20 protein-coding genes are annotated in these 22,053 nt (G+C 71.8%); 6 read left to right on the top strand and 14 right to left on the bottom strand.

Annotation, left to right across the window (positions count from 1 at the left end; translation table 11 throughout):
- Positions 1-4 precede the first annotated feature (4 nt).
- Positions 5-715, top strand: a complete 711-nt coding sequence (locus tag KIK09_RS23965; protein ID WP_214321507.1) for a tyrosine-protein phosphatase — start codon at positions 5-7, stop codon at positions 713-715.
- Here the strand turns inward: KIK09_RS23965 and KIK09_RS23960 are convergent.
- Positions 688-1,398 carry a class I SAM-dependent methyltransferase gene (locus tag KIK09_RS23960; RefSeq protein WP_214321506.1) on the bottom strand — a complete coding sequence of 237 codons (711 nt, stop codon included), beginning with the start codon at positions 1,396-1,398 and terminating at the stop codon, positions 688-690. The genes KIK09_RS23965 and KIK09_RS23960 overlap by 28 nt on opposite strands.
- Before the next feature lie 2 nt (positions 1,399-1,400).
- Positions 1,401-2,267 (bottom strand): exodeoxyribonuclease III, encoded by an 867-nt coding sequence (locus KIK09_RS23955; RefSeq protein ID WP_214321505.1) that lies wholly within the window; start codon positions 2,265-2,267, stop codon positions 1,401-1,403.
- A 102-nt stretch (positions 2,268-2,369) separates the two neighbouring features.
- On the opposite strand from KIK09_RS23955, the gene KIK09_RS23950 reads away from it, so the two are divergent.
- Positions 2,370-3,245 (top strand): serine/threonine-protein kinase, encoded by an 876-nt coding sequence (locus KIK09_RS23950; protein ID WP_214321504.1) that lies wholly within the window; start codon positions 2,370-2,372, stop codon positions 3,243-3,245.
- Between the two features lie 25 nt (positions 3,246-3,270).
- A complete protein-coding gene (locus KIK09_RS23945; protein WP_214321503.1) occupies positions 3,271-3,417 on the top strand; it encodes a hypothetical protein in 147 nt (48 codons plus the stop codon).
- Between the two features lies 1 nt (position 3,418).
- Here KIK09_RS23945 and KIK09_RS23940 read toward each other — a convergent pair whose 3' ends face one another.
- Genes KIK09_RS23940 through KIK09_RS23915 form a run of 6 tightly spaced genes read right to left on the bottom strand, consistent with a single transcriptional unit; the run spans position 3,419 to position 9,920 of the window.
- On the bottom strand, positions 3,419-6,100 hold the full coding sequence (locus KIK09_RS23940) for a fumarate reductase/succinate dehydrogenase flavoprotein subunit (RefSeq protein ID WP_214321502.1): 2,682 nt from the start codon (positions 6,098-6,100) through the stop codon (positions 3,419-3,421).
- On the bottom strand, positions 6,100-6,774 hold the full coding sequence (locus KIK09_RS23935) for an ABC transporter ATP-binding protein (protein WP_214321501.1): 675 nt from the start codon (positions 6,772-6,774) through the stop codon (positions 6,100-6,102). Before KIK09_RS23935 ends, KIK09_RS23940 begins: the two co-directional genes overlap by 1 nt.
- A complete protein-coding gene (locus KIK09_RS23930; protein WP_214321500.1) occupies positions 6,771-7,607 on the bottom strand; it encodes an ABC transporter permease in 837 nt (278 codons plus the stop codon). Before KIK09_RS23930 ends, KIK09_RS23935 begins: the two co-directional genes overlap by 4 nt.
- A complete protein-coding gene (locus KIK09_RS23925; RefSeq protein WP_214321499.1) occupies positions 7,604-8,959 on the bottom strand; it encodes an ABC transporter substrate-binding protein in 1,356 nt (451 codons plus the stop codon). The genes KIK09_RS23930 and KIK09_RS23925 overlap by 4 nt, the downstream gene beginning before the upstream one ends.
- A gap of 11 nt (positions 8,960-8,970) precedes the next feature.
- Entirely contained in the window at positions 8,971-9,198 is a 228-nt protein-coding gene (locus tag KIK09_RS57955; RefSeq protein WP_214321498.1) for a 4Fe-4S dicluster domain-containing protein, read from the bottom strand.
- Entirely contained in the window at positions 9,186-9,920 is a 735-nt protein-coding gene (locus tag KIK09_RS23915) for a GntR family transcriptional regulator (RefSeq protein ID WP_250573564.1), read from the bottom strand. Before KIK09_RS23915 ends, KIK09_RS57955 begins: the two co-directional genes overlap by 13 nt.
- Positions 9,921-10,081: 161 nt before the next feature.
- Between KIK09_RS23915 and KIK09_RS59365 the strand changes: the two genes are divergently transcribed.
- Entirely contained in the window at positions 10,082-10,216 is a 135-nt protein-coding gene (locus KIK09_RS59365; protein ID WP_275956234.1) for a hypothetical protein, read from the top strand.
- Positions 10,217-10,458: 242 nt separating this feature from the next.
- Here KIK09_RS59365 and KIK09_RS23910 read toward each other — a convergent pair whose 3' ends face one another.
- From KIK09_RS23910 to KIK09_RS23885, 6 genes are all read right to left on the bottom strand, one after another.
- Positions 10,459-11,397, bottom strand: coding sequence for a hypothetical protein (locus KIK09_RS23910; protein WP_214321496.1), 939 nt, complete (start codon positions 11,395-11,397; stop codon positions 10,459-10,461).
- 139 nt (positions 11,398-11,536) lie between these two features.
- Complete coding sequence (locus KIK09_RS23905; protein WP_214321495.1) at positions 11,537-14,563, bottom strand: AAA family ATPase; 3,027 nt, start codon at positions 14,561-14,563, stop codon at positions 11,537-11,539.
- Positions 14,560-15,690 carry an exonuclease SbcCD subunit D gene (locus KIK09_RS23900; protein WP_214321494.1) on the bottom strand — a complete coding sequence of 377 codons (1,131 nt, stop codon included), beginning with the start codon at positions 15,688-15,690 and terminating at the stop codon, positions 14,560-14,562. The genes KIK09_RS23905 and KIK09_RS23900 overlap by 4 nt, the downstream gene beginning before the upstream one ends.
- Before the next feature lie 10 nt (positions 15,691-15,700).
- A complete protein-coding gene (locus tag KIK09_RS23895) occupies positions 15,701-17,410 on the bottom strand; it encodes an ATP-binding protein (protein ID WP_308164257.1) in 1,710 nt (569 codons plus the stop codon).
- A 104-nt stretch (positions 17,411-17,514) separates the two neighbouring features.
- The gene (locus tag KIK09_RS23890; RefSeq protein WP_214321493.1) at positions 17,515-19,062 is read right to left on the bottom strand and encodes a multicopper oxidase family protein; all 1,548 of its coding nucleotides are present in this window, start codon (positions 19,060-19,062) and stop codon (positions 17,515-17,517) included.
- A 51-nt stretch (positions 19,063-19,113) separates the two neighbouring features.
- Positions 19,114-20,097 (bottom strand): LLM class flavin-dependent oxidoreductase, encoded by a 984-nt coding sequence (locus KIK09_RS23885; protein WP_214321492.1) that lies wholly within the window; start codon positions 20,095-20,097, stop codon positions 19,114-19,116.
- An 85-nt stretch (positions 20,098-20,182) separates the two neighbouring features.
- On the opposite strand from KIK09_RS23885, the gene KIK09_RS23880 reads away from it, so the two are divergent.
- Complete coding sequence (locus tag KIK09_RS23880) at positions 20,183-21,175, top strand: methyltransferase (RefSeq protein WP_250573563.1); 993 nt, start codon at positions 20,183-20,185, stop codon at positions 21,173-21,175.
- Positions 21,172-22,044, top strand: coding sequence for a hypothetical protein (locus KIK09_RS23875; protein ID WP_214321490.1), 873 nt, complete (start codon positions 21,172-21,174; stop codon positions 22,042-22,044). Before KIK09_RS23880 ends, KIK09_RS23875 begins: the two co-directional genes overlap by 4 nt.
- The last annotated feature ends 9 nt before the right edge of the window (positions 22,045-22,053 follow it).

Raw genomic sequence — 22,053 nt, 5'->3', positions numbered from 1 at the left:
ACCTGTGAGCAGACATGTCACCTTTGAGCGGCTGCACAACTTCCGTGACCTCGGCGGCTACCCCACCGCGGACGGGCGCAGGGTGCGCCTGGGACGCCTGTACCGGTCCGACTCGCTGGGCAAACTGGGTGGCGCCGACTGGGACCGCTTCCTGGAGCTCGGCATCGGCACCGTGATCGACCTGCGGTATCCCTGGGAGGTGGACCGCTGGGGCCGGGTGCCCGACGGTCCCGAGTACCACAACCTGAGCATCGAGCACCGCCCCTACGACCAGGCCGCGCTTGGCCCCGAGGTCGACCCGGTGGACTACCTGGCCGAGCGCTTCGCCGAGGTGACGGCGGACGGCGTCGCGGAGATCCGGCAGGCGCTCGAGGTCATCGCCGCGGCCGACGAGCCCGTCGTCTTCCACTGCGCCTCCGGCAAGGACCGCACCGGGATCGTGGCCGCGCTGGTCCTGTCGCTGCTCGGCGTGGAGGAGGACACCGTGGTCGAGGACTTCGCCCTCACGGGGCTGGCCACGGACCGCCTGGTCGCCGACTGGCGCGCCGCCCACGACGGGCGGTCGCCGCGCTGGCCCGCCTACGGCACCGCCCCGGCCGACCTGATGCGCCGCTTCCTGCGTGATCTCGGCCCCGTCGAGGACTACGCCAAGCGGCTCGGCTTCGACCCCGAGCCCCTGCGGGGTCGCTACGTGGACAGCGCCACCAGCGTGTAGACGGGATCCGGCCGTGCCCTGTCCTGCTCGGGCAGGGCGGCCAGCCGTAATCCGAGTTCGGCCAGTTCCGCGGCGGGCACCCGGCGCGTCCAGCCGAAACCGTCCGCGATCTCCCGGGCCCACTCGCGCGGGCTGCGGCCCTGCCCCACCCCGGCGAAGCCGGTACGGCCCGCCACGGTGAACCCCTCCGCCACCCTGTCCAGCGCGTCGGACGGCGCGCTCACGCGAACCGGACCGAGCACGGCGGCCACGTCGCACCCGGTGGCGAACACGGCGTCGTTCTTGTCGACCGTGGTGATCAGCAGGCCGCCGGGCCGCAGCACCCTCCTGGCCTCGCGGACCGCCGCCGCGACGGTGCCGGGGCGGAGCAGGTGCAGCAGCCAGATCATCGTCACGGCGTCGAGCGAGCCGTCGGCGAACGGTAACGCCAGCGCGTCGCCCCGCACCACGTCCACCCTGGTGCGGGCGACCGCCAGCATGCCGGCGGACCGGTCGACGCCGACCACCCGCCGCCCCGGCACGGCCAGCCGGGAGGTCACGATGCTGGTGCCGCAGGCGATGTCGGCCAGCACGCGCGCGCTGTCAGGCAGCAGTTCCTCGATGGCCGTGGCAGCAGCGGCGGCCCTGGCGTCGCCACCTCTCGTCCGGTCGTAGTGATCCGCCTCGCGGTCGTAGTCGAGCATGCTCAGTCCGGCGCCTGCGGGAGCTTGACCGCGCGGCGCCCGGTGGCGGGGGCCGAGGGCGGCGGCACGACGGGGCCGATGTCGCCGTCGGGTGCGGCGTCCAGGTCGACGATGACGGGGGCGTGGTCGCTCGGGCCCGTGCCCTTGCGGGCCTTCCTGTCGACCCAGGCGGCGCGCACCCGCCCGGCCACCGGATCCGAGGCCAGGGCCAGGTCGATCCGCATCCCGAGGTCCTGGTGGAACATGCCCGCCCGGTAGTCCCAGTAGGTGAACACGCGCTGGGTCGGCCAGCGGTCGCGCACCACGTCGTGCAGCCCGAGCGCCTGCAGGTCGGCCAGCGCCGCCCGCTCGGGCGCCGTGACGTGCGTCTGGCCGATGTACGCCTCAGGGTCGAAGACGTCGGCGTCGGTGGGCGCGATGTTCATGTCGCCGCACACGATCACGTCCTCGGGGCCGGCCTTCACCAGGTCGCGCAGGACGGCCAGCCAGGCCAGCTTGTAGTGGTAGTGGTCGGAGTCGGGGATGCGGCCGTTCGGCACGTAGACCGAGTGCACCCGGATCCCGTCGCACGTCGCCGACACCGCCCGCGCCTCCTGATGGGGGAAGCCCGGCCCTCCCGGCAGGCCGATCGCCACGTCGTCGAGCCCCACCCTGGACAGGATGGCCACGCCGTTCCACCGGGCCTCGCCGTGGACGGCGGCCTCGTAGCCGCGCTTGTCCAGTTCCTCGGCCAGCAGCTCGGTGAACGCGGCGTCGGCGAGCTTGGTCTCCTGCAGGCAGACGACGTCGGGCCTGCGCTCGTCGAGCCACGGCAGCAGGCGCGGGACGCGCTGCTTGACGGAGTTCACGTTCCAGGTGGCTATCCGCATGGCAAGACCCTATTCCCCACGGCCACCGCCTGCCGTGCTGGAGGGCTTGCCGTACTGGGGGTTGCGTATCATCGCAGCGGCGCGGGAGCGAGGAGGGCGGGCGTGGCTGGGGGCGAACCGTTACGGCCGGGGGATCCGGCCGAGGTGGGTGGGTACCGGCTGCTGCGCAGGCTGGGCAGCGGCGAGCAGGGGGTCGTCTACCTGGGTGAGGGGCCCGCGGGGCGGGTCGCGGTGAAGGTGCTGCGGGCCGACGGGGTGGATGCTCGCGCCCGTGAGCGCCTGGCCAGGGAGATCGAGGCCGCACGCCGCGTGGCGCCGTTCTGCGTGGCACGCATCGTGGACGCCGATCCGCTGGGCGACTCGCCCTATCTGGTCAGCGAGTACGTCGAAGGACCCTCGCTGGCCGAGGTGGGTGCGCGCGCGGGAGCGGACCTGCAGCGGCTGGCGGTGGCGACGGCCACGGCACTGGCGGCGGTGCACGAGGCGGGCATCGTCCACCGGGACTTCAAACCGGCCAACGTCCTGCTCGGGCACGACGGAGCCCGCGTCATCGACTTCGGCATCGCCAAGTCCCTGTCCGACTCCCCCACCCTGACCAGCCAGATCGTGGGCACCCCCAGCTTCATGGCCCCCGAACAGCTGGCCGGAGAGCCGGTCGGCCCGGCCGCGGACGTCTTCGCCTGGGGCGGCGTCATCTTCTACGCCGCCACAGGCCGCGCCCCCTTCGGCAACGACACCCTTCCCGCCGTCATGCACCGCATCCTCACCGCGGAACCCGACCTCTCCCCCCTCGACGACCCCCTCCGCTCGATCGTCGAAGCGGCCCTCGCCAAAGACCCCACCACCCGCCCCACCATGGTCGAGATCTGCCTCCGCCTCCTGGTCCCCACCTCAACCCCAGCCGCACCCACGCCTGACGCGTCACCCCTCCCTGCCGGACCCGGCGGCGTGGTGGGGGATTCCCGCCGTCAAGGGTGACGAGGCCACCCTCAAACGAGCCACCATGAAGGGCAACTGCCCCCACAACGGCTCCATCACCCTCGAACTCGACCCAGCCGCCCACACCCTCGTCTTCCGCTACACCGGCCACGGCGAGAACGAGGTGACCAGAAACACCCGCTTCACCATGTACGCCCTCCTGGAGCGCTAGTTCAGGCGACGGGCTGCTGCCGCGAGGCGGTGAAGGCGCGGCGGGCGTAGGCCCGGACGTCCGCGTCCGGATCCTGTTGCGCCCTCCGCAGGGCCTGCGCGACCGCGGGCCGGTCCGCCAAGGGCGCGATGGCCTGCACGGCGGCCTTCCGTACGTCGAGGTGGGGGTCTCGGGTGGCCTCTACCAGCGGCGCTTCCGCGGCGGGACAACCTGCCAGGCCTCGGGCCGCGCCGACGCGGACCTGCCATTCGGCATCCCCCAGTGCCGGTACGGCTGTCGCGACGAACTCCTCGGGCAGCGGGCCGAACGCGGCGGCCGCCTCCAGCGCCGCCGATCTGACGAGCGGATCAAGGTCGGCGGCGAGAACGAGCAGGGCTTCCAGGGAGGACGGCTTGCCGATGGCGGCCAGGCCGCGCGCCACCCATATGCGGACTTCTCGCGATACATCGGTTACGGCGTCGACCAGGGCGGGTGCGGCGTCGAGGGAGACCAGCCCTCTGACCGCCTCGATCCGGACCCGGTGCTCGGCATCGGTCAGAGCAACCACGAAGGTCGCCTCGTCGCCGAGCCGCAGGGCCCGCAGCACGTCCACCACGGTCGCCCGCACTCCGGCGTCCGCGGACGTGCCGAGCAGGGCGCGCAGCCGTACCCCGAACCCCGGATCGGCGGGAAGCACCTCGACGAGCTCGCGCAGGGCGACCGCGGCGGCCCGCCGTACCGTGCCGTGGGGGTCGTCGAGGGCGGCCAGCAGGGCCTCACCGGCCTCGGGCGGGGCGAGCTCCGTGAGCGTCGCGATCGCGGCCCGCCGTACCTGGGGATCGGGGTCGGTCAGGTACGGCTCCAGGCTCGCGGAGTCCGGCAGGCGCAGCAGTTCCAGGATCCGCGGGGAGCGGCCGATGGCCTCGACCGCCAGCCGTGCGCGCGAGGCGGCCCCGGGCCCGCCGGGGGCGAAGGCGGCGAGCACCTCCGGGGCGGCCCCCTCGGCGGGGGCGAAGCCGTCGACGGGGACGCGGTAGGGGGCGACCGGGCGCTTGACGAACTCCATCGCGCCGTCGGCGTTCTTGCGGAGATTGAGGTGGAACAGCCACTCCGCGTCGTTCCTCGCGGGGAGGTCGGCCCTGTCGTGGTAGAGGCCCCATCGGCTCTCGGTGCGCACCGAGGACGACCGCGCCGCCATCTCCGCGCAGTCGCGGATGAAGGTGACCTCGGCGCAGCGCATCAACTCGTGGGGGGTGCGGGCGCCCATGGCGGCGATCTCACCGCGCATGCGCTCGAACGTCTCGACGGCGATCGCCAGCTTCCTGCCGGTCTTGGGCGGCGCGACGTAGTCGTTGACGAACCTGCGCAGCTTGTACTCGACCTGCTGCTGGGGCGGCCCGTCCGGGTTGCGCAGCGGCCGGTAGATCAGCTCGTGCGCGTCCGCGACCTGGTCCTCCGGCAGCCCGGACGGAGCCTGGTGGTGAGCGGCGGCGTGCGCGCCCGCCAGGTCGCCGAAGACGAAGGCGCCGATCATGTAGTTGTGCGGGACGCAGGCCAGGTCACCGGCGGCGTACAGGCCGGGGACGGTGGTCAGGCCGTTCTCGTCGACCCACACGCCGGAGGCCGAGTGCCCGCCGCACAGCCCGATCTCGGAGATGTGCATCTCCACGTCGTGCGTGCGGTAGTCGTGGCCGCGGCCCGCGTGGAAGGTGCCACGCGTCGGGCGTTCCGTGGTGTGCAGGATGCCCTCGAGGGTGGCGAGCGTCTCGTCGGGCAGGTGGGTGAGCTTGAGGTAGATGGGCCCGCGCGCGGAGGCGATCTCCCGGGCCACCTCGGCCATCATCTGGCCCGACCAGTAGTCGCAGTCCACGAACCGCTCGCCCTCGCCGTTGACCTGGTAGCCGCCGAACGGATTGGCCACATAGGCGCACGCGGGACCGTTGTAGTCCTTGATCAGCGGGTTGATCTGGAAGCACTCGATGCCGCTGAGCTCGGCACCGGCGTGGTAGGCCATGGAGTGGCCGTCGCCGGCGTTCGTCGGGTTCTCGTAGGTGCCGTAGAGATAGCCGCTGGCGGGCAGGCCGAGCCGTCCCGCCGCGCCGGTGGCCAGGATGACCGCCCCGGCGCGTACCGTGACGAACCGCCCCGACCTGGTGTCGAAGCCCGCCGCGCCGACCGCCCGGCCGCCGTCCGTCAGCACGCGCACCGGCATGACCCGGTTCTCGATCCTGACCCGCTCGCGGATCTCGCGGCGGCGCAGCACCCGGTAGAGGACCTTCTTGACGTCCTTGCCCTCGGGCATGGGCAGCACGTAGGCGCCCGAGCGGTGCACCCGGCGGACGTTGTACTCGCCGTACTCGTCCTTGTCGAACTTCACGCCGTAGCGTTCGAGCCGCTTGACCATGTCGAACCCGCGGCTGGCCGTCTGGTGGACGGTGCGCTGGTCGACCACGCCGTCGTTGGCGCGGGTGATCTCGGCGACGTAGTCCTCGGGCGTGGCCTTGCCGGGGATGACCGCGTTGTTCACCCCGTCCATGCCCATGGCCAGGGCGCCGCTGTGCCGTACGTGGGCCTTCTCGAGCAGCAGCACGTCGGCGCCGCGCTCGGCGGCGGTGATCGCCGCCATCGTGCCCGCCGTGCCGCCGCCGATCACCAGCACCTGGCAGTCCAGCTCCAGGCGGTCGGTGAGAGGGGGGATGTCCACTACAGCTCCTCCAGGATGCGTTCACGCGACGGCTCAGTGATCGTCTTCAGTCCTGTACGGCCGAGCACGACGATCCGGTCGCCGAGCAGGAGCGCCTCGTCGACGTCGTGGGTCACGAACACGACCGTGGCTCCCGTGGTGCGCAGCACGTCGCGCAGCAGCCGCTGCATCTCCGCCCGCGTCTGTACGTCCAGCGCGCCGAACGGCTCGTCCATCAGCACCGCGCCCGGCTCGGCGACCAGGGTCCTGGCCAGTTGCACCCGCTGCCGCATGCCGCCGGACAGCTCGCGCGGCAGCCGGTCCTCGAACCCGGCCAGCCCCACCCGCCTGATCCACTCCTCCGCCCTCGCCCGCCTGCTCGCGCGGGACTCGCCGCGCAGCCGCAGCGGCAGTTCGACGTTGCGCCTGACGCTGCGCCAGGGCAGCAGCCCATCCTCCTGGAACACCATCGCCCGGGCGGCCGAAGGACCGGCGAGCGGCGCGCCGTCGGCGAGGATCCTCCCCGAGTACGGCAGGAGCCCTGCCAGGCCACGCAGCAGCGTCGACTTGCCCGATCCCGAGGCGCCCACGACCACCAGGAACTCGCCGGGGGCGACGGTGAGGTCCAGCTCGCTGATCACGGTGGCTCCGCCGTACCCGAGCCCGGTCCGCTCCAGCGTCAGCGCGAGGCTCATCGCAGGCTCCCTTCCCCGCGCGGCAGCCAGCGCGTCAGGCGGCGGCCGAGCACCTCGACCGCCGCCGAGGTGAGCCAGCCGAGCACGCCGATCGAGGCCATCCCGACGAGCACGGCCGGGTAGTCCACGACCGTGTACGCGTGCCAGGTCCGGTAGCCGACCCCGAGCTCGCCGGAGATCATCTCCGCGGAGATCACGCAGATCCACGCCACGCCCATCCCGACCGACAGCCCGCCGAAGATTCCAGGCAGCGCGCCCGGCAGGACCACGTGCCACAACACGTGCCGCCGCCGCCCGCCCAGCGTCCGCACCGCCTCCTCCCAGAGCGTCGGCAGCGCCCGTACGGCATGCCGCGTGCTGACCAGGATCGGGAAGAACGCGGCGGTGGCCGTGATGAAGACGATGCCCTGCTCATCCGTGGGGAACAGCAGGATCGCGATCGGCACCAGGGCGATCGCCGGGATGGGCCTGACCGCTTCCAGTGGCGGCAGGAGCAGGTCCGCCGCCCACCGCGACCGGGCGACGAGCACGCCGAGCCCGATCCCCGCCACGGCCGCCAGCCCGAACCCGGTCAGGATGCGGATCACGCTCTGGACGAGGTCGAGGTAGTACACCGGCGACGAGAGCTGCTTGGCCAGCTCGCCCGCCACCTCGCTCGGTGACGGCAGCCGGTCGAAGTTCACCCCGATCCGCGCGTCGGCCGTGGTCAGCACCTGCCATGCGCCGACCACGACCAGCAGCGACAGGGCGCGGACCAGCCATCGCACGGGGAAGGGGCCCGGCTTCCTGATCGCCGGTGCGGCGCGCGGTCCGGCGACTCGGGTGACGGTCATGCCTCGGCCAGCGCTTTCTCGTAGGAGATCCGCTCGGTCCGGGGGTGGGCCTTGAGGTAGGCCGCGGCGCCGTCGCCGGTGGTGAACGGCTTGAACCGGTCGTTCTTCCCGCCGTCGGGGTCCTTCACCCAGATGGCCTTGTCGGCGAACCAGTGCGTGCCGGTGGCGGTGTCGGGCACGTACGCGGCCCTGACGGCGCCGGTGATCTGGCGCAGCAGGCAGGTGGGCGTGGCCGCGGGGCGCAGCTCGGATCCGATCCAGATCTCGCCCGCCTTGGCCGGGTCCGTGGCGGGGATGCCGCAGGCGGCGTCGGTGCCCGTGATCGCCGCGCGGTTGGCGGTGGAGGCGGCGTCGGTGTCGTAGGCCGGGCCGTAGGCCTTCCTCAGGTAGGAGTCGTTGACGAACTTGCCGAGGTCGATGTCCTTGAAGTCGGCGCCGATCTTCTTCAGGTAGGGGATGTCGTGCGCGTGCGCCTGCCTGAGCTGCTGCTTCAGGGTGACGTCGAAGGTGGAGATGCCGTTCCTGCCGTTGTAGAGGTAGACGACCTCGGGCGGCAGGCCGGTGGCCGTCGCCACGGCCTGGGCCGCTTCCAGCGGGTGCTCGTGCAGGTAGGCGGTCGCGTCGATCTGCGCCTTCAGGAACGCGTCCACGACGTCCGGGTGCTCCGCGGCGTAGGCGTGCCGTACCACCACGCCGTGGAAGGTGGGCACGTCGAGCGCGGACCCGTCGTACAGCAGCCGGGCCTTGCCCTGGAAGGCCAGCAGGCCCGGCCAGGCGACGAACTGGGCGTAGGCCTGCACCGCCCCCGACTCCAGCGCGGAGGCGCCGACCGGCGGCTGCTGGTTGACGACCTCGGCGTTCACCCCGGCCCGTTCCAGGCCCTGGACCAGGGTGCCGTGCCCGGCCGAGCCGACGCTCGCCGAGACCTTCAGCCCGGCCAGGTCGGCCAGCGTCTTCGCCGGTGAGTCCTTGGGGACGACGACCATGTTGAGCCCGCCGCGGAGGCTGTAGCCGGTGGTGGAGATCAGCTCGGTCCTGGCCGACTCGATCGACTGCGTCCGGGAGGCGTTGATGAGCAGCGGGTAGTCGCCCATCGAGCCGATGTCGATCTTCCCGGCGACCATCTTGGCCGTGATCGGCGCGCCGGTGTCGTAGTCCTGCCACTCGACGGCGTACTTGCCGCCGAGACGCTTCTCGAAGTAGCCGAGCCGGCGCAGCAGCGTGCCGGCGGTGACGGTGTTGATGGTCTTGGACTGGTAGCCGATGACGACCGTGGGCTTGCTCTGGCTCTCGGCCACCGAGCATCCGGTCGCGGCGGCCAGCAGAGCCACCGCAGCGATGATCTGGCGCATCGATCGCTCCTCTATCTGAGCAGGTAGGGGATGTTGACGGTGACCGCGTCCGCCGGGCAGCGGTCGGCGCACGGGCCGCAGTACCAGCACTCGTCCACGTGCATGTACGCCTTGCCGCTGACCTCGTGGATCGCCAGGGAGTCGAGGGGGCACACGTCGACGCAGAGCGTGCAGCCCTCGATGCAGAGGGACTCGTCGATCGTCACGGGCACGTCGAGGCGGGTGTTCACGAGGGCCACGGGTTCTCCGTTCTGTTGAGGTGTCCACGCATGGTCAGCCGGTCGCCGCGGAAGCGGATGAACTCCAGGTCCACCGGGCGGCCGTCGGACAGGTGCGCCAGCCGTTCGACCATCAGCAGCGCGGCGCCGCGCGTGGTCCCGAGTACGGCGGCGGTGTGGGGGTCGGCGCTGACCGCCTCGATGGTGAGTTCCGCGGTGCCGAGCGGGCGGCCCGCGATGCCTTCCAGCAGGATGAACACGTCGTTGTGCACGAGATCGGCGTCCATGAGCGGCTCGCCCATGTCGCGGGTCAGGTAGGTCAGGTCGAGCGAGAGCGGGACGCCGTTGAGCCTGCGCAACCGCTCGATGTAGACGACCTGTCCGGTCGTGCGCAGCCGTTCGCTGACCACGCCCGGCGGGTCGATCAGTGTCATCGACCTGACCTCGTTGACGACCTCGCCGTGCTCGTGCAGCGTCTCGGCCAGCCCGAGCAGCCTGTGCAGGCCGTGCGGGACCTTGCCCTCGGTGGCGGTGGTCGTGCCGACGCCCGGGCACCGCTCGATCAGTCCCTCGGCGCGCAGCAGGTCGAGCGCCTCCCTGATGGTGTTCCGCGAGGCGCCGAACTCTCTGGCCAGGGCGTGCTCCAACGGGAGCTGCCTGTCGTATCCTCCGTGCAGCACCTCGCGACGCAGCAGGTCAGCCACCTGCCGGGCCCGATCCGCACGCAGCCGCCTGCCGTCCATGGGCAAAACCATAGCTTCCCGATAGGGAATAGTGGATAACGGTCGGATTGCGCCACCTGGACGTGCGGTCAAGCTGGGAGTCCGCCGCGGAAAGGGACAGAACCGCCAGTCCCGGGGTTGTCAGTCCCCGTCCCTATGCTCCGCCCATGATCTAGGACGAGGTGCGTCAGCTCATCACGAGCAACGAGCCCGGCAAGCTGGCCGGCCGGGTGACCCGGCTGACCGACACCGAGCGGGCGGAGGTGGCATCCCGCTTCGCCCGCGCCCGCCTTCGCGACATCCTCACCCGCCCGTAGGCCAAGAGCCCAGCCCGCACGGCAGCCGCAGTAGCCGACCACGCAGAGCAGCGCGCGGCGCGCCGTAGCCGCGGGAACCGGGCCGCGCAGGGCAGCCTGCGACGAGCCGCCGCCGAGATCGGCCCGCGCAGGGCATTCCGCGGCGCGCCATAGCCCCAGGGGTCGGCCCGCACGGGCAGTGCGCGGCGGGCTGTGGTGGCCGGGAGTGGCCCGTGCGGGGGTGCTGGGGGTGAGTTTTGGGGTTAGGGGCGGGCGGCTGTGCGGAGGGCGCGGTACATCAGGGCCGGGTCTCCCAGGTGGTGGCGGAGGAGTTTTTCCAGGCCGCCGATCGGTACCAGGTTCTGGGGTGCGCGTGGGTCCTTGTACGGCACGCCCGCCAGCGGTTGCAGGGCCAGGGTGACCGCGTCGGCCAGCCGTACTACCTGGTCGGAGGAGAGGTCGGCGCTGGCTTCGCAGCGGGCGATGCCCGCCCAGGGGGCGGTCGAGGTGACCGGCAGGCGCAGGTACCAGGCGTGCCGCCGCCAGCTCGTGCCCATGAGGAAGACGGGGGTGCGCTGGCCGGAGGCGAGGGCGCCGACCACGGACGACTGCGGTGCGGGCAGGTAGGAGATGTGGTGGGTCTTGATGTAACCGACGGTGTCGGTCAGGTGGGTGCGTCCCCGGAGCGGCCCGTCGACCAGCAGCAGGTCGGTGCCCTCGCGGCGATGCCGTATGGAAAGCTCCAGCTCCAGCTGGGTGACCTGGCGCTGCAGGGCCAGCGACAGCCCCTCCATGCTGGAGTCGGCCGCCATCGCGGGCTGGAAGGTGGCGTGCCGGGTCTTCACCTCGGGAGTGTCGGCGGAGGCGCTGATCATGGAGCGCCGCACCTCGATCTCGGCCAGGTCGGCGCCGTCGGGGCCGCAGCGCACGATCCCGGCCGCGTAGGAGGCGGCGATGCCGGGCAGCGGCATCGGGTCGGCCTCGCCGTGCACCCAGATGCGCGCGTCGATCCGGCGCACCCCGTCGGCCACCAGCAGGCAGGAGGGCGCGCTGCCGCGCGGGACGACCGGCGCCCAGTCCTGCGGCTCCGCCTCGACACCGAGCTCCAGCTCGGCACTGGTGGACCCGCGCTCCGTCAACGCCTCCACCGCCAGCGCAGCGGCGTACCCGGGATCCCACGGATCGATACTGAACTCGGTCACGCGCCCACTCCCCGCACCCGCCGACCGCGGCCCCACAGATCGACGCCGAACTCGGCCACACGCCCCCGCACGCGCGAACCACGGCCCCACAACTCGGCCACACGTCCCCGCGCGGGCGAACCACAGTCCCACAACTCGGTCACGCGTCCACTCTCCGTACGTGGGAGCCGGTGGTGTCGCGGCTGACTGCGAAGCGTACCGGGACCCGGTCGGCCAGGGCCTGCACGTGGGTGACGACGCCGACCATGCGTTCCTGCCCGGCCGCCAGGCGTTCGAGGGCCGCCGCCACCGTGTCGAGGGTGGCGGGGTCGAGCGTGCCGAAGCCCTCGTCGAGGAAGATCGAGTCGAGGCCCCGGGCGACCGTACCGGACAGCGCCAGGGCCAGCGCGAGGGCGGCCTGGAAGGTCTCGCCGCCGCTCAGGGTGCGGGCGCTGCGCCGCATCCCGGCCTCGGCGTGGTCGATGACCTCGATCTCGCTCCTGTCGCCGAGTTCGAGCTCGTACTGACCGTCGGACAGTTCGAGGAGCGTCTGCGACGCCGTGGCGACCAGCACCGCCAGCGCCTCGGCGCACAGCCAGCGCTCGAAGGCGTTGGCACGCAGCCGCAGCGCCAGCTCGTGCGCCACGTCCGCCTCGCGCTCCTTCTCGCCGATCACGCGATCCAGCTCGGCGAGCTTGGCCAGGTCTTCCCTGATCCGCTCCAGCAGGTGCTCGGCCGTGGTCAGGGTGGTGGCGACGGCGGCGGCGAGCTGGTCGGGATGATCGCCGGCGTGCACGCCGTGCTCCTCCAGCCGGGCGTGCAGGTGCTTGGCCTGCTGTTCGCGCTGGGCGACCAGCTCGTTCAGCGTCTGCTCGGTCCTGTCCGCCCTGGCCCGGGCGGCGGTGCCGACCCGGTTGCGCCAGCCGATCAGGTCGAGCCAGGCCGCGTGCAGGTCGGCGCGGTCGACCGGCGGAGCCGTCTCCTCGCCCAGGCCGAGCACCATCAGCCTGTCGCGGGCCGTGCCGAGCGCCGCCCACGCCTCCTCGGCCCGGCGCGCGTCGTGCGCCGCTCTCCCGCGTACCTCGTCGAGCTTGGTACGGCAGGCACGCGCGGCCTTCCTGGCTTCGGCGACCCGCCGGTCGGCCTCGACCACGGCGTCCAGGCGGGACCGGAGATCGTCGCGGTCGGCGCCGTCGGGCAGCGTGGCACGGTGCTGGGCGAGTTCCGCCTCCAGCCGGGCGATCTGGGCGGTCAGCTCGGCTTCCAGGCGCGCGGTCTGGCCGGACAGGTCCCGCTCGCGCCGGGCGAGCTCGGCGGCCAGCTCCTGCTCACGCCGTTCGACCTGCTGCTCCAGCTCACGCTCGCGCCGCGTGAGCCGGTCGGCGGTGTCGGTCTCCAGCGTGGTCCGCTGCTCGGCGATCTCCTCGGCCAGCCGGGCGAGCCGGTCGGCGAGTTCCCGCTGCTGCGCGGCCAGCCGCTCGGCCAGCTCCCGCTCCGTGCGGGCGGTCTGCGCGGCGAGCTCGTCCGCCAGCCGGGCGGCCCGGTCGGCGAGCATGGCGGCGGACGTCTCCGCCTTGCCCAGGTCGGCCCTGGCCCGCTCGTCTCCCGCCTCGGCGGCGGCCAAGGCTCGCTCCGCATCGTCCAGAGCCGCCCTGACCTGGTCCTCGCCGCCGCCGACCGCCGTGCCGTGGTGGGCGGGGAGGTCGGCGACGGGGCGGAGGCAGACCGGGCAGGGGTCGCCCACGGTCAGCCGGGTGGCAAGGTCGGCGGCGGCGTGGGCGTCGCGGAGCCGGTCGTGCTCGGCCCGCGCGGTGGCCAGCGACTCACCGGCCGCGGTGGCCGCCCGCGCGAGCTCGCCCACCGAAGCCGCCGCGGCCTCGGCCTGCGAGCGGGCGTCGGCCAGCGACCGGGCGCCCTCCTCGCGAGCCTGGGCCAGGGAGTGCGCGCCACGAGCCTGGGACTCGGCCAGCGCGCGCTCGCCAACCGCCCGGCTCTCGGCCAGCGACCGCTGCGCGGCCTCCCCGGAGTCGGCCAGGGACCGCGTGGCCTGGGCGCGCTCCTCGGTGATCGTGCGCTGGGCGTGCGAGCGGACCTCCTCCAGAGCCTGGGCGGCCTGCCGGCGGGCATCCTCGAGTGTCCGAACAGCCGTCTCGCGCGACTCGGCCAGCGACCGAGCGGAGTTCGTGTGCGCCTTGGCAATGGTGACCGCCAGCCGTTCGACCGCGTCGAGGGAAGCCAGCGCGGCGGTCAGCTCGGCCCGGTCGCCCAGCCCGGCCAGGGCGGCCTCGGCCTCGTGCTCCGTGGCCGTCAACGTGGTGGCCCGCGATTCCAGGCCGGCCAGCTCCTCGGCGGTCTGCTTGGCGGAGGCGGCCAGGGTGGGCACCTCGTCCGGCATGGTCAGGGCACGCAGGTCGGTCAGCCGTCCGGTCAGCTCGGCCAGCTCGTGCTTGGTGCGCTCCAGCTCGGCGTCGCGGGCGCGCAGCAGCTCGAGCTCGGCGCCGATGTCGCGTTGCAGGTCGCGCAGCGCGGTGACCCTCGACGCGGCCTCCTCCTCGGCCTGCGGGGTGGCGGAGAACGCGGCGCGCTGCTCGCGGGCGTGCGCGGCCACCTGCCTGGCGGTCTCCTCCTCCCGGGTGGCCATGGTCCGGATCTCGTCGTAGACCCCCGCGTCGAGCAGCTGCACCAGCAGGTCCTGCCGCTCGTTCGGCTTGGCGTGCAGGAACTCGGCGAACCTGCCCTGCGGCAGCACCACGCACTGGGTGAAGAACTTGTACTCCAGACCGGTCAGCCGCTGCACCTCGGCGGTGACGTTCTCCCCCTCGGCCAGCGAGCGGACGACGCTCTCCCAGTCGCCGGACAGCTCCTCCAGGCGGGCCTCCCTGGTGCGCACGACCCCCTTGGCGTCGCGGGCCATGGCCCTGACCACGCCGTAGCGCCTGCCGCCGCTCTCGAAGATCAGCCCCACCTTGCCGTCGGCCGCCGAGGGCGCCAGCGCGTGGGCGATGGCGTTCTCCCTGCCCCAGCGCGGCACCGTGCCGTACAGGGCGAAACAGATCGCGTCGATGATCGTGCTCTTGCCCGCGCCGGTCGGCCCGACCAGGGCGAAGTAGTCGACGTCGGAGAAGTCGAGGGTCAGCGGCTCGCGGAAGCTGCCGAAGTTGTCCAGGGTCAGCAGGAGAGGCCTCATCCGCCCGTCACCTCGTCGTGCAACCGATCGAACAGGGTCGCGACCTGCTCGTCGTAGCGTTTGGTCGCGGTCAGGTAGTCGCGGAACAGCTCGCCGGGCGCGCGGGCGGTCGCCCCGGCCTGCCGTACGGCACGCACCGGGCGGAACCGCTCGTCCAGGATCACGTCGATCGCGTTGGGCAGCAGGTCGCGCACCTGGTCGGCGAGGCCGACGCGAGGCTGCTCGGCCACCACCACGCGCAGCCAGTCGTCGCCCGTCTCCAGCGCCTCCAGCTCCTCCAGGCTGCCCTTGACCGTGCGCAGGCGGCGGGCCTGGCCGAAGACCAGCTCGGTGACCACGGCGGGACGGCCGGGTTGTACGTCGACCAGGAGGGCGCCGGGCACGTTGTCCTCCTCGCCGAAGTCGACCGCGATGGGCGAGCCGGAATACCAGATCGGGCACGGCCCCGGCATCTGCTGGCGACGGTGCAGGTGACCGAGGGCGGCGTACTGCGTCGTCGCGGGGAAGACGGTCGGCTCGAAGTAGTAGGAGAAGATCGACTGGGCCTCCCGCTCGCCGCCGCCGAACCGGCCGCCCGGCAGGGTGCCGTGGGTGGCGACCAGGTTGACGGTGTCGTTGCCGAAGCCCGCCGTGAGCGCCCCGACCAGCTCGCCGATGCGCGCGGCGTAGTCGCGGTTGTGCTCGATCGCGGTGCCGGCCAGCACCTCGGCGGCCCGCACCACGTAGCGATGGGACAGGAACGGCAGGACGGCCAGCCGCACCGGCTCGCCGGTGCGGGCCGTGAACTCCACCGGAGTACGCCGGAAGGAGCCGACCACGTGCACGCCCAATGCGCCGAGCAGCGGCCGGTAGACCTCGAACAGCTGCGGGTTGTCGTGGTTGCCTGCCAGGACGACCACGTCGCGGCCGTCCTCGTGCAGCGCCATGAGCGCCGGCAGCACCAGCGACTGGGCCTCGGGGGTGGGCGCGGAGGTGTCGAACAGGTCGCCGGCCACGATGACGGCGTCGACGTCGTGCTCGCGGGCGGCGGCCACCAGCTCGCGCAGCACCGCACGGTGCTCGTCGGCGCGGGAACGGCCCTTGAGCACCTTGCCCACGTGCCAGTCGGCGGTGTGCAAGATCTTCACTGGAAGCCTCTCAGAACGGCGGGATGTCCTCTTCTTCGGGCAGGCCCTGGAAGGGATTGCCGGTGAGCTTGGCCGGAGCGGCGGCCTCCGACGGCCTGGTCGCCCAGGCGGGGAAGGGGAAGGCCACCGCGAGCGGCACGGGGATCTCCGGCTGGGCGACGAACATGGTGCCCGGCTTGGCGATCGTCGCCCGGTCGCGGACCGTGGGCGGCAGCCAGCCGTACTCCGACCTGGCGGCCTCGGCGGGGTCGAGGCGGCCGGCGACCCTGATCGCGCTGTTGGAGACGATGCGCCGCTCGACCTCGGAGGCGGTCTGCTGGGCGCCGATCAGGATCACGCCGAGGCTGCGGCCCCGCTCGGCGACGTCGAGCAGGATCTCCTTGATCGGCGAATCGCCTTCGCGGGGCGCGTACTTGTTCAGCTCGTCCAGGACGACGAACAGCAGCGGCTTGGCGGTGCCGGAGGACTCCTTGCGGTGGAACTCGCCGCGCAGCACCACGCCCACCACGAACCGCTGCGCCCGCTCGGGCAGGTTGTGCAGGTCGACGATGGAGACCTGGGCGTCGGAGGTGCGGATGGAGTGGCCGCGGTAGAACGGCAGGTCGCCGCGGACGATCGGCGACAGCGGCCGCACAGCGCTGCGCAGCCGCCGCAGGAAGGCGTTGACGGTGCCGAGCGGGGTCGTGGCCCCGGTCCACTCGCGCCGCTCCTCCTCGTCCTGCAACTGGTCGGAGAGCAGCTCGACCAGGTCGGAGAAGGTACGGCAGGCCGTGCCGCGGATCCGCACCGCGCCGCCGTCGCCGACCGGCTCGGCCCAGCTCTGCAGGCGGGCGGCGATCTGGCCGACGAGCAGCGAGTAGCCGGCGCGCTCGTCGTCGGAGTCGGCGAAGACGAAGCGCAGCAGCTCCTCCTGGCAGAACTCCACGAGCGTCCAGTAGAAGGCGCTGACGCCGTGCGTGCGCGCCGAGACGTGCGGCACCCCGTTGGGGTCGTTCGGCCGCGGCGGGGCGAAGACGTGCACGCTGCCGAAGGGCTGGGCGGGCAGGCCGAGCCTGGCGTAGGCGCCGGTGTCGGTCAGCCGGGTGTTGGGGTGGTCGAGGAAGAGCAGGTCCTCGCCCTTCACCGAGAAGATCAGCGCCTTGGTGTTGGCGGACTCGCCGCCGAGCACACCCGAGTTGAAGATCGAGTAGAGCAGGAACGTGGCGAACGAGGTCTTGGTCGCCACGCCGGAGACGCCCGAGATCGACACGTGCGCGCCGCGCGTGCCGTCCATGAAGTCGAAGTTGAGGTAGAGCGGCTGCCCGTCGCGGCCGGTGCCGATCGGGATGCGCCGGTCCATGACGTCGAAGTAGAGCGCCTGGTCGCGGTCGCCGGTCTCGGCCAGGAACACCTTCTCGCCGGGCAGCGGCGGCACGAACACCTCGGGCTCGATGCGGGTCACCCGCACCTCGGCGACCTCCACCACGGCGGCGGGCAGGGCGCCGTCGGCGATGAGGAACACGTCGCTGTCGAACGCAGCCCCCTCGTGGCGGGCCTCCACCGTGGTCACCACGCCCGCGACCAGCACCGGGCCGTGGTCGGGTACCTCGCGCCTGGTCACCACCACGTCGTCGAGCTGGACGACCTTGCCCGGCTCCAGGCCGATCCAGAACGACAAGGGGGATGCGGCCTGGGTGCCCAACACCCGGCCGACCGCCACACCAGTCACGACAGCTGTCACAGGCCGCAGCGTAACCGGTGCTCCCGACTATTCTCGCCCAACCGATGCGGTTGAGCATCGAACGCCCAGGCTATCCCCCCTGTGACGCCGCCGGGGAGGGCGCGCTAGGTGACGTCCAGATTTCCCATCATCCCCATGTCCTCGTGCTCCAGGTTGTGGCAGTGGAAGACGTATCGCCCCTGGTACCCGGTGAACTTCACGAGCACTTCCACCAGCTCGTTGTCCGGGATATCCATCGTGTCCTTCCAGCCCGCGTCGGTCGGCCTGACCCGGCTCTCGTTGGCGCGGCTGAGCACCTGGAAGTGCGCCATGTGGATGTGCAGCGGATGGTGCTGGTCGGTGATGATCTGCCAGCGTTCGACGGTGCCGAGCCGGGACTGGACGTCGGCCCTGTTCGGGTCGAAGACCTTCCCGTTGATCGCCCACGCCATCTGGTCGCCATCCGCGCCCAGGGTGAAGTTGAGCTTGCGGGTCGCCGTGGCCGACGCCGGCGACAGGCGCTCGAAGTCGGCGAGCCGCGCCGGGATGGAGCTCTCGTCACGTGCCTGCCTGGTCACGCGGAAGCGCATGATCTGGCCGGTGCCGTTGTCGCCGAAGGTGTTGAGCAGCGTCACCTCGGAGCCGACGGGATAGGCGGAGAAGTCGATGACCACGTCGAAGCGCTCGGCCGGGGCGATCGGGATCCGGCTGTGCCTGACCGGGGCGCCGAGCAGGCCGGCATCGCTGCCGACCTGGACGAACTGCGTGCGCGCCGGGTCCAGCGCGAGCTGGTAACGGCGGGCGTTGGAGGCGTTGAGGATGCGGAAGCGGTAGCGGGTGTTGTCGACCTCCATGACCGGCCACGGCGCGCCGTTGACCAGGATGACGTCACCCATGACGCCGTCCGTGAACGAGTCGGTCACCCCGGCGGCGCCGTTGAGGTCGCGCGAGATGGAGGGGTAGGCCATCGAGCCGTCCTCGGCGAACGCCCGGTCGAGGATCATGAGCGGAACGTCGTGGTCGCCCTTGGGCAACGGCAACGCGTCGGACACGTCGTCGTGGACGATGTGGAAACCGGCCAGGCCACGCCAGACGGCAGGCCCGGTGAAGTCCATGCGGTGGTCGTGGTACCAGAGCGTGGCCGCGGGCTGGTCGACCGGATAGTCGTATTCCTTCTGCAGGTTGCTGACGCGGCCTCCCATCACGTGACTGCCGTGCCCCGACATACCGGCCGCGGGCATGATCAGATCGATCGGATAGCCGTCGTGCTCAGCGGGCGTCTTGCCGCCGTGCAGGTGCACGGCGACGGGGACGGGCAGTTCGTTGCGGTGAGTCACCCGGGTGCGGCGCCCGCTGCGTGACACGATCGTCGGTCCAGGGAAGAGGCCGTTGTATCCCCAGATCTCGGTCTGCCTGCCGGGGATGATCTCGGCGGTGGCCCGCTTCTGGATGATCTCGTAGTAGTCGGTGGTGCCGTCGGTCCGTGTGGGCTTCAACACGGGCGGGATGGGCAGAGGAACGCTGAAGGGTTTCGGCAGGGGAATCTTGCTGGTCAGAATCTTCCCCGTGCTTGCCTGGTACTGGGCCTTGTCGCCGCCCCCGCAGGAGGGGACGAGCGGAAGGAGAGCGATCCCCATCCCGGCACGCAACACGTCCCGTCGATTCAGGTTCATCGACGATCCTCTCGTCGGCTTCATATGTAGACAGACTACACGTTGAGTCCTTCAGACGAGTTCGGATACCGCGGTGAGCGCGGCGATGCGCGCCTCCTGCGTGGCGGCGACCGGTCCCACACATATCGCGGTGACCCCGGCCTGGGCGTAGGCCGCCAGCCGCTCGGCGATCCGCGACGGTGGCCCGAGCAGCGACATGCCGTCGACGAACTCCACAGGCACCGCCTCCACGGCGCCGAGCACGTCGCCCGCGGTATACCGGTCCTGGACCAGCGCCGCGGCCTCCCCGTAGCCCATCTCCTCAGCGATCCGGTAGTAGAAGTTCTCCCGCCGGTGTCCCATGCTCAGGAAGTGCGCCGCGAATCGGCGGATGGGTCCCGCCAGCTCGGACAGGGGCGCGTCCCCCATCGCCATCGGCACCGTGAGCAGTACCTCGAAATCCTCGGCGAGCGGCGCCTTCTTGCCCATGAGGGCAACGGCCTCGCGAACCCGTTCGGGCGAGAGGAACGTGCCGATCCACCCGTCACCGATCTCTCCAGCGAGCTCGAGATTGCGCTGACCGACCGCGGCGAGAAAGACCGGGACGCGGGCGGGCGCCTGCAGCCGGAACCCGGCCGCACCCTCAGCCATCGGCAACCGATGGTGGCCGCCCTGGTAACGCACTTCCTGGCCGCCCAACGCCATACGGACGATCTCGACGTACTCCCTCGTGCGGTCGAGCGGCCCGGCGAAGGGCCGCCCGTGCCAGCCTTCCGTGGCATAGGAGTTGGAGATCCCGAGCCCGAGGCGGAAGCGCCCGCCGGACAGCGAGTCGAGCGTCGCCGCGGTCATCGCCATCATGACGGGGGTGCGCGCCGGGATCTGGCACACCCCGGACACCAGATTGATCTTCGTCGTACGACCTGCCGCCCAGCCGAGCATGCTGACCGCGTCCCGCAGCCCCTCGGCTGCCAGCGCGTAGGAGAAGTCCAGCCGCTCCGCGTGGTCGAGTAGCGCTCCCACGTCCGGGGAGAAGAGGTTGAGTCCCAATCGCATGGGACGCAGTATCACCGCACGCGCTGGTGGCACGGTCGAGCCGCGTTGGACGCCGCTCCGAGTGCCCCGTGCCAGGCTCGTGACCATGGCAGACATCGATCTCGTAAGGCTCGCGCGTTCGTACTTCGCCGCCAAGGTGCTACTCAGCGCCGTCGAACTCGACCTGTTCAGCGCCCTGGGAACCGAGGCGCTGAGCGAACCGGAGATCCGGGAGCGGCTGGACCTGCATCCACGCGCCTCCCGCGACTGGCTGGACTCGCTCACCGGCCTGGGGCTGCTGGTGCGCGACGGCGGGCGCTACGCCAACAGCCGCGACGCCGCGGTGTACCTCGACTCCACGAAGGACACCTACATCGGCGGGTTCTTCCTCCTGCTGAACTTCCACTACAACAACTGGCAGTCGCTGTCCAACCTGCTGCGGACAGGAGAGCCGGGCTTCAAGGGCGCGGCGAACTTCGCGATGCTCTACGCCGAGCCGAGCCGGGTGGAGCAGTTCATGTCGGCCATGGACGGCGCCGCGGCGGCCGTCGGACCCGCGCTGGCGCAGGCCTTCGACTGGAGCGCCTACCGCTCGTTCGTCGACGTCGGTGGCGCACGCGGCAACCTGGCGGCCGACATCGTCCGCGCGCACCCCCACCTGAGCGGGATCACCTTCGACCTGCCTCAGGTGGAACCCGCTTTCCAGGAGCACATGGACAAGCTGGGCCTGAAGGACAGCATCAGCTTCCGCGGCGGCGACTTCTTCACCGATCCGCTCCCCCAGGCGGACGTGGCGGTCTTCGGTCACGTCCTGCACGACTGGGACGAGGAGCAGCGGATGGCGCTGCTGAAGAAGGCCTACGACGCGCTGCCGCCCGGCGGCCAGGTGGTCATCTACGACGCGTTGAAGGAGGAGGCGCCGGGCTCGCCGGAGACGTTCCTCATGAGCCTCAACATGCGCCTGATCACGAGCGGCGGCTCGGAGTACACCGAGACGGAGTGCCGCTCCTGGCTGACGACCGCCGGTTTCGACCAGATCGAGCTGGCTCCGCTGAGCGGTCCCGACGTCATGATCACCGCCCGCAAGGGGGGCAGATGACAACGTCGATCGGGCGGCGAGGGCTCTTGATCGGCGGCGCTGCGGTCCTGACCGGTGCCTGCCTCGTCACTCCCGCCGCGGCCACCGCGAAGGTGGTCGATGTGGTCGTGGCGGAAGGCTCGCTGTCGGTCCCGTCCAGCCTGCCGGAGGGCGTCGTGACCTTCCGGGTCCGCTCCACCGGGCCGGCCCTGTCGGTGATCTTCATGCGGCTGCGCCCGGGCTCCTCCATCGAGACCTACCTCAGCGATCTCGCCAAGACCAACTCCAAGGACCTCGAGGTCCGCAAGGCCGCCGCCAAGGCCATCGAGCAGTCCGCCGACGGGCTCGGCGGCGCGGTGGTGACGGCCCAGATCCCCGTGACGTTCACGCAGGTCCTCCCTCCCGGGCGCTACCACCTGATCGCCTTCGACTACCAGAACCCCAACGTGCCGCCCGTGGTCCGCGAACTCGGTGTCAAGGGGACGTCGGCCGGCCCGTATCCGGCCGGCGAGGCCACCATCGCGATGTGGCAGGCGGGCACGCGCACGCGCTTCGCCGTGACCGGCCCGCGCCTGCCCGCGCGCGGCCGCTACCTGGTGGTCAACGGCTCCGACGGGCTGAACGAAGCCGTCCTCGTGCCCGTCAAGCCCGGCACGACCGAACGCGACGTGCAGGCGGCCTTCGACGCGTTCAGGGAGGGGAAGCCGCCGCCGAGCATGCCGTTCGCCGGCCAGCCGACGGGCCTGGCCCCGCTCTCGCCCGGGCACGTCGCCGTCCTGGAGACCTCGTTGTCCGCAGGCCCGTATGTCCTGTGGACCTACATGCCCGATCCTCGCACCGGCCTTCCACGCGCCTGGGACGGCGCCTTCACCCTGATCACCCTGACCTGAACGGAGCAG

This window comes from Nonomuraea sediminis (assembly GCF_018531495.1).
Taxonomy (GTDB): domain Bacteria; phylum Actinomycetota; class Actinomycetes; order Streptosporangiales; family Streptosporangiaceae; genus Nonomuraea; species Nonomuraea sediminis.
This window is presented reverse-complemented; position numbering and strand designations above follow the sequence as displayed.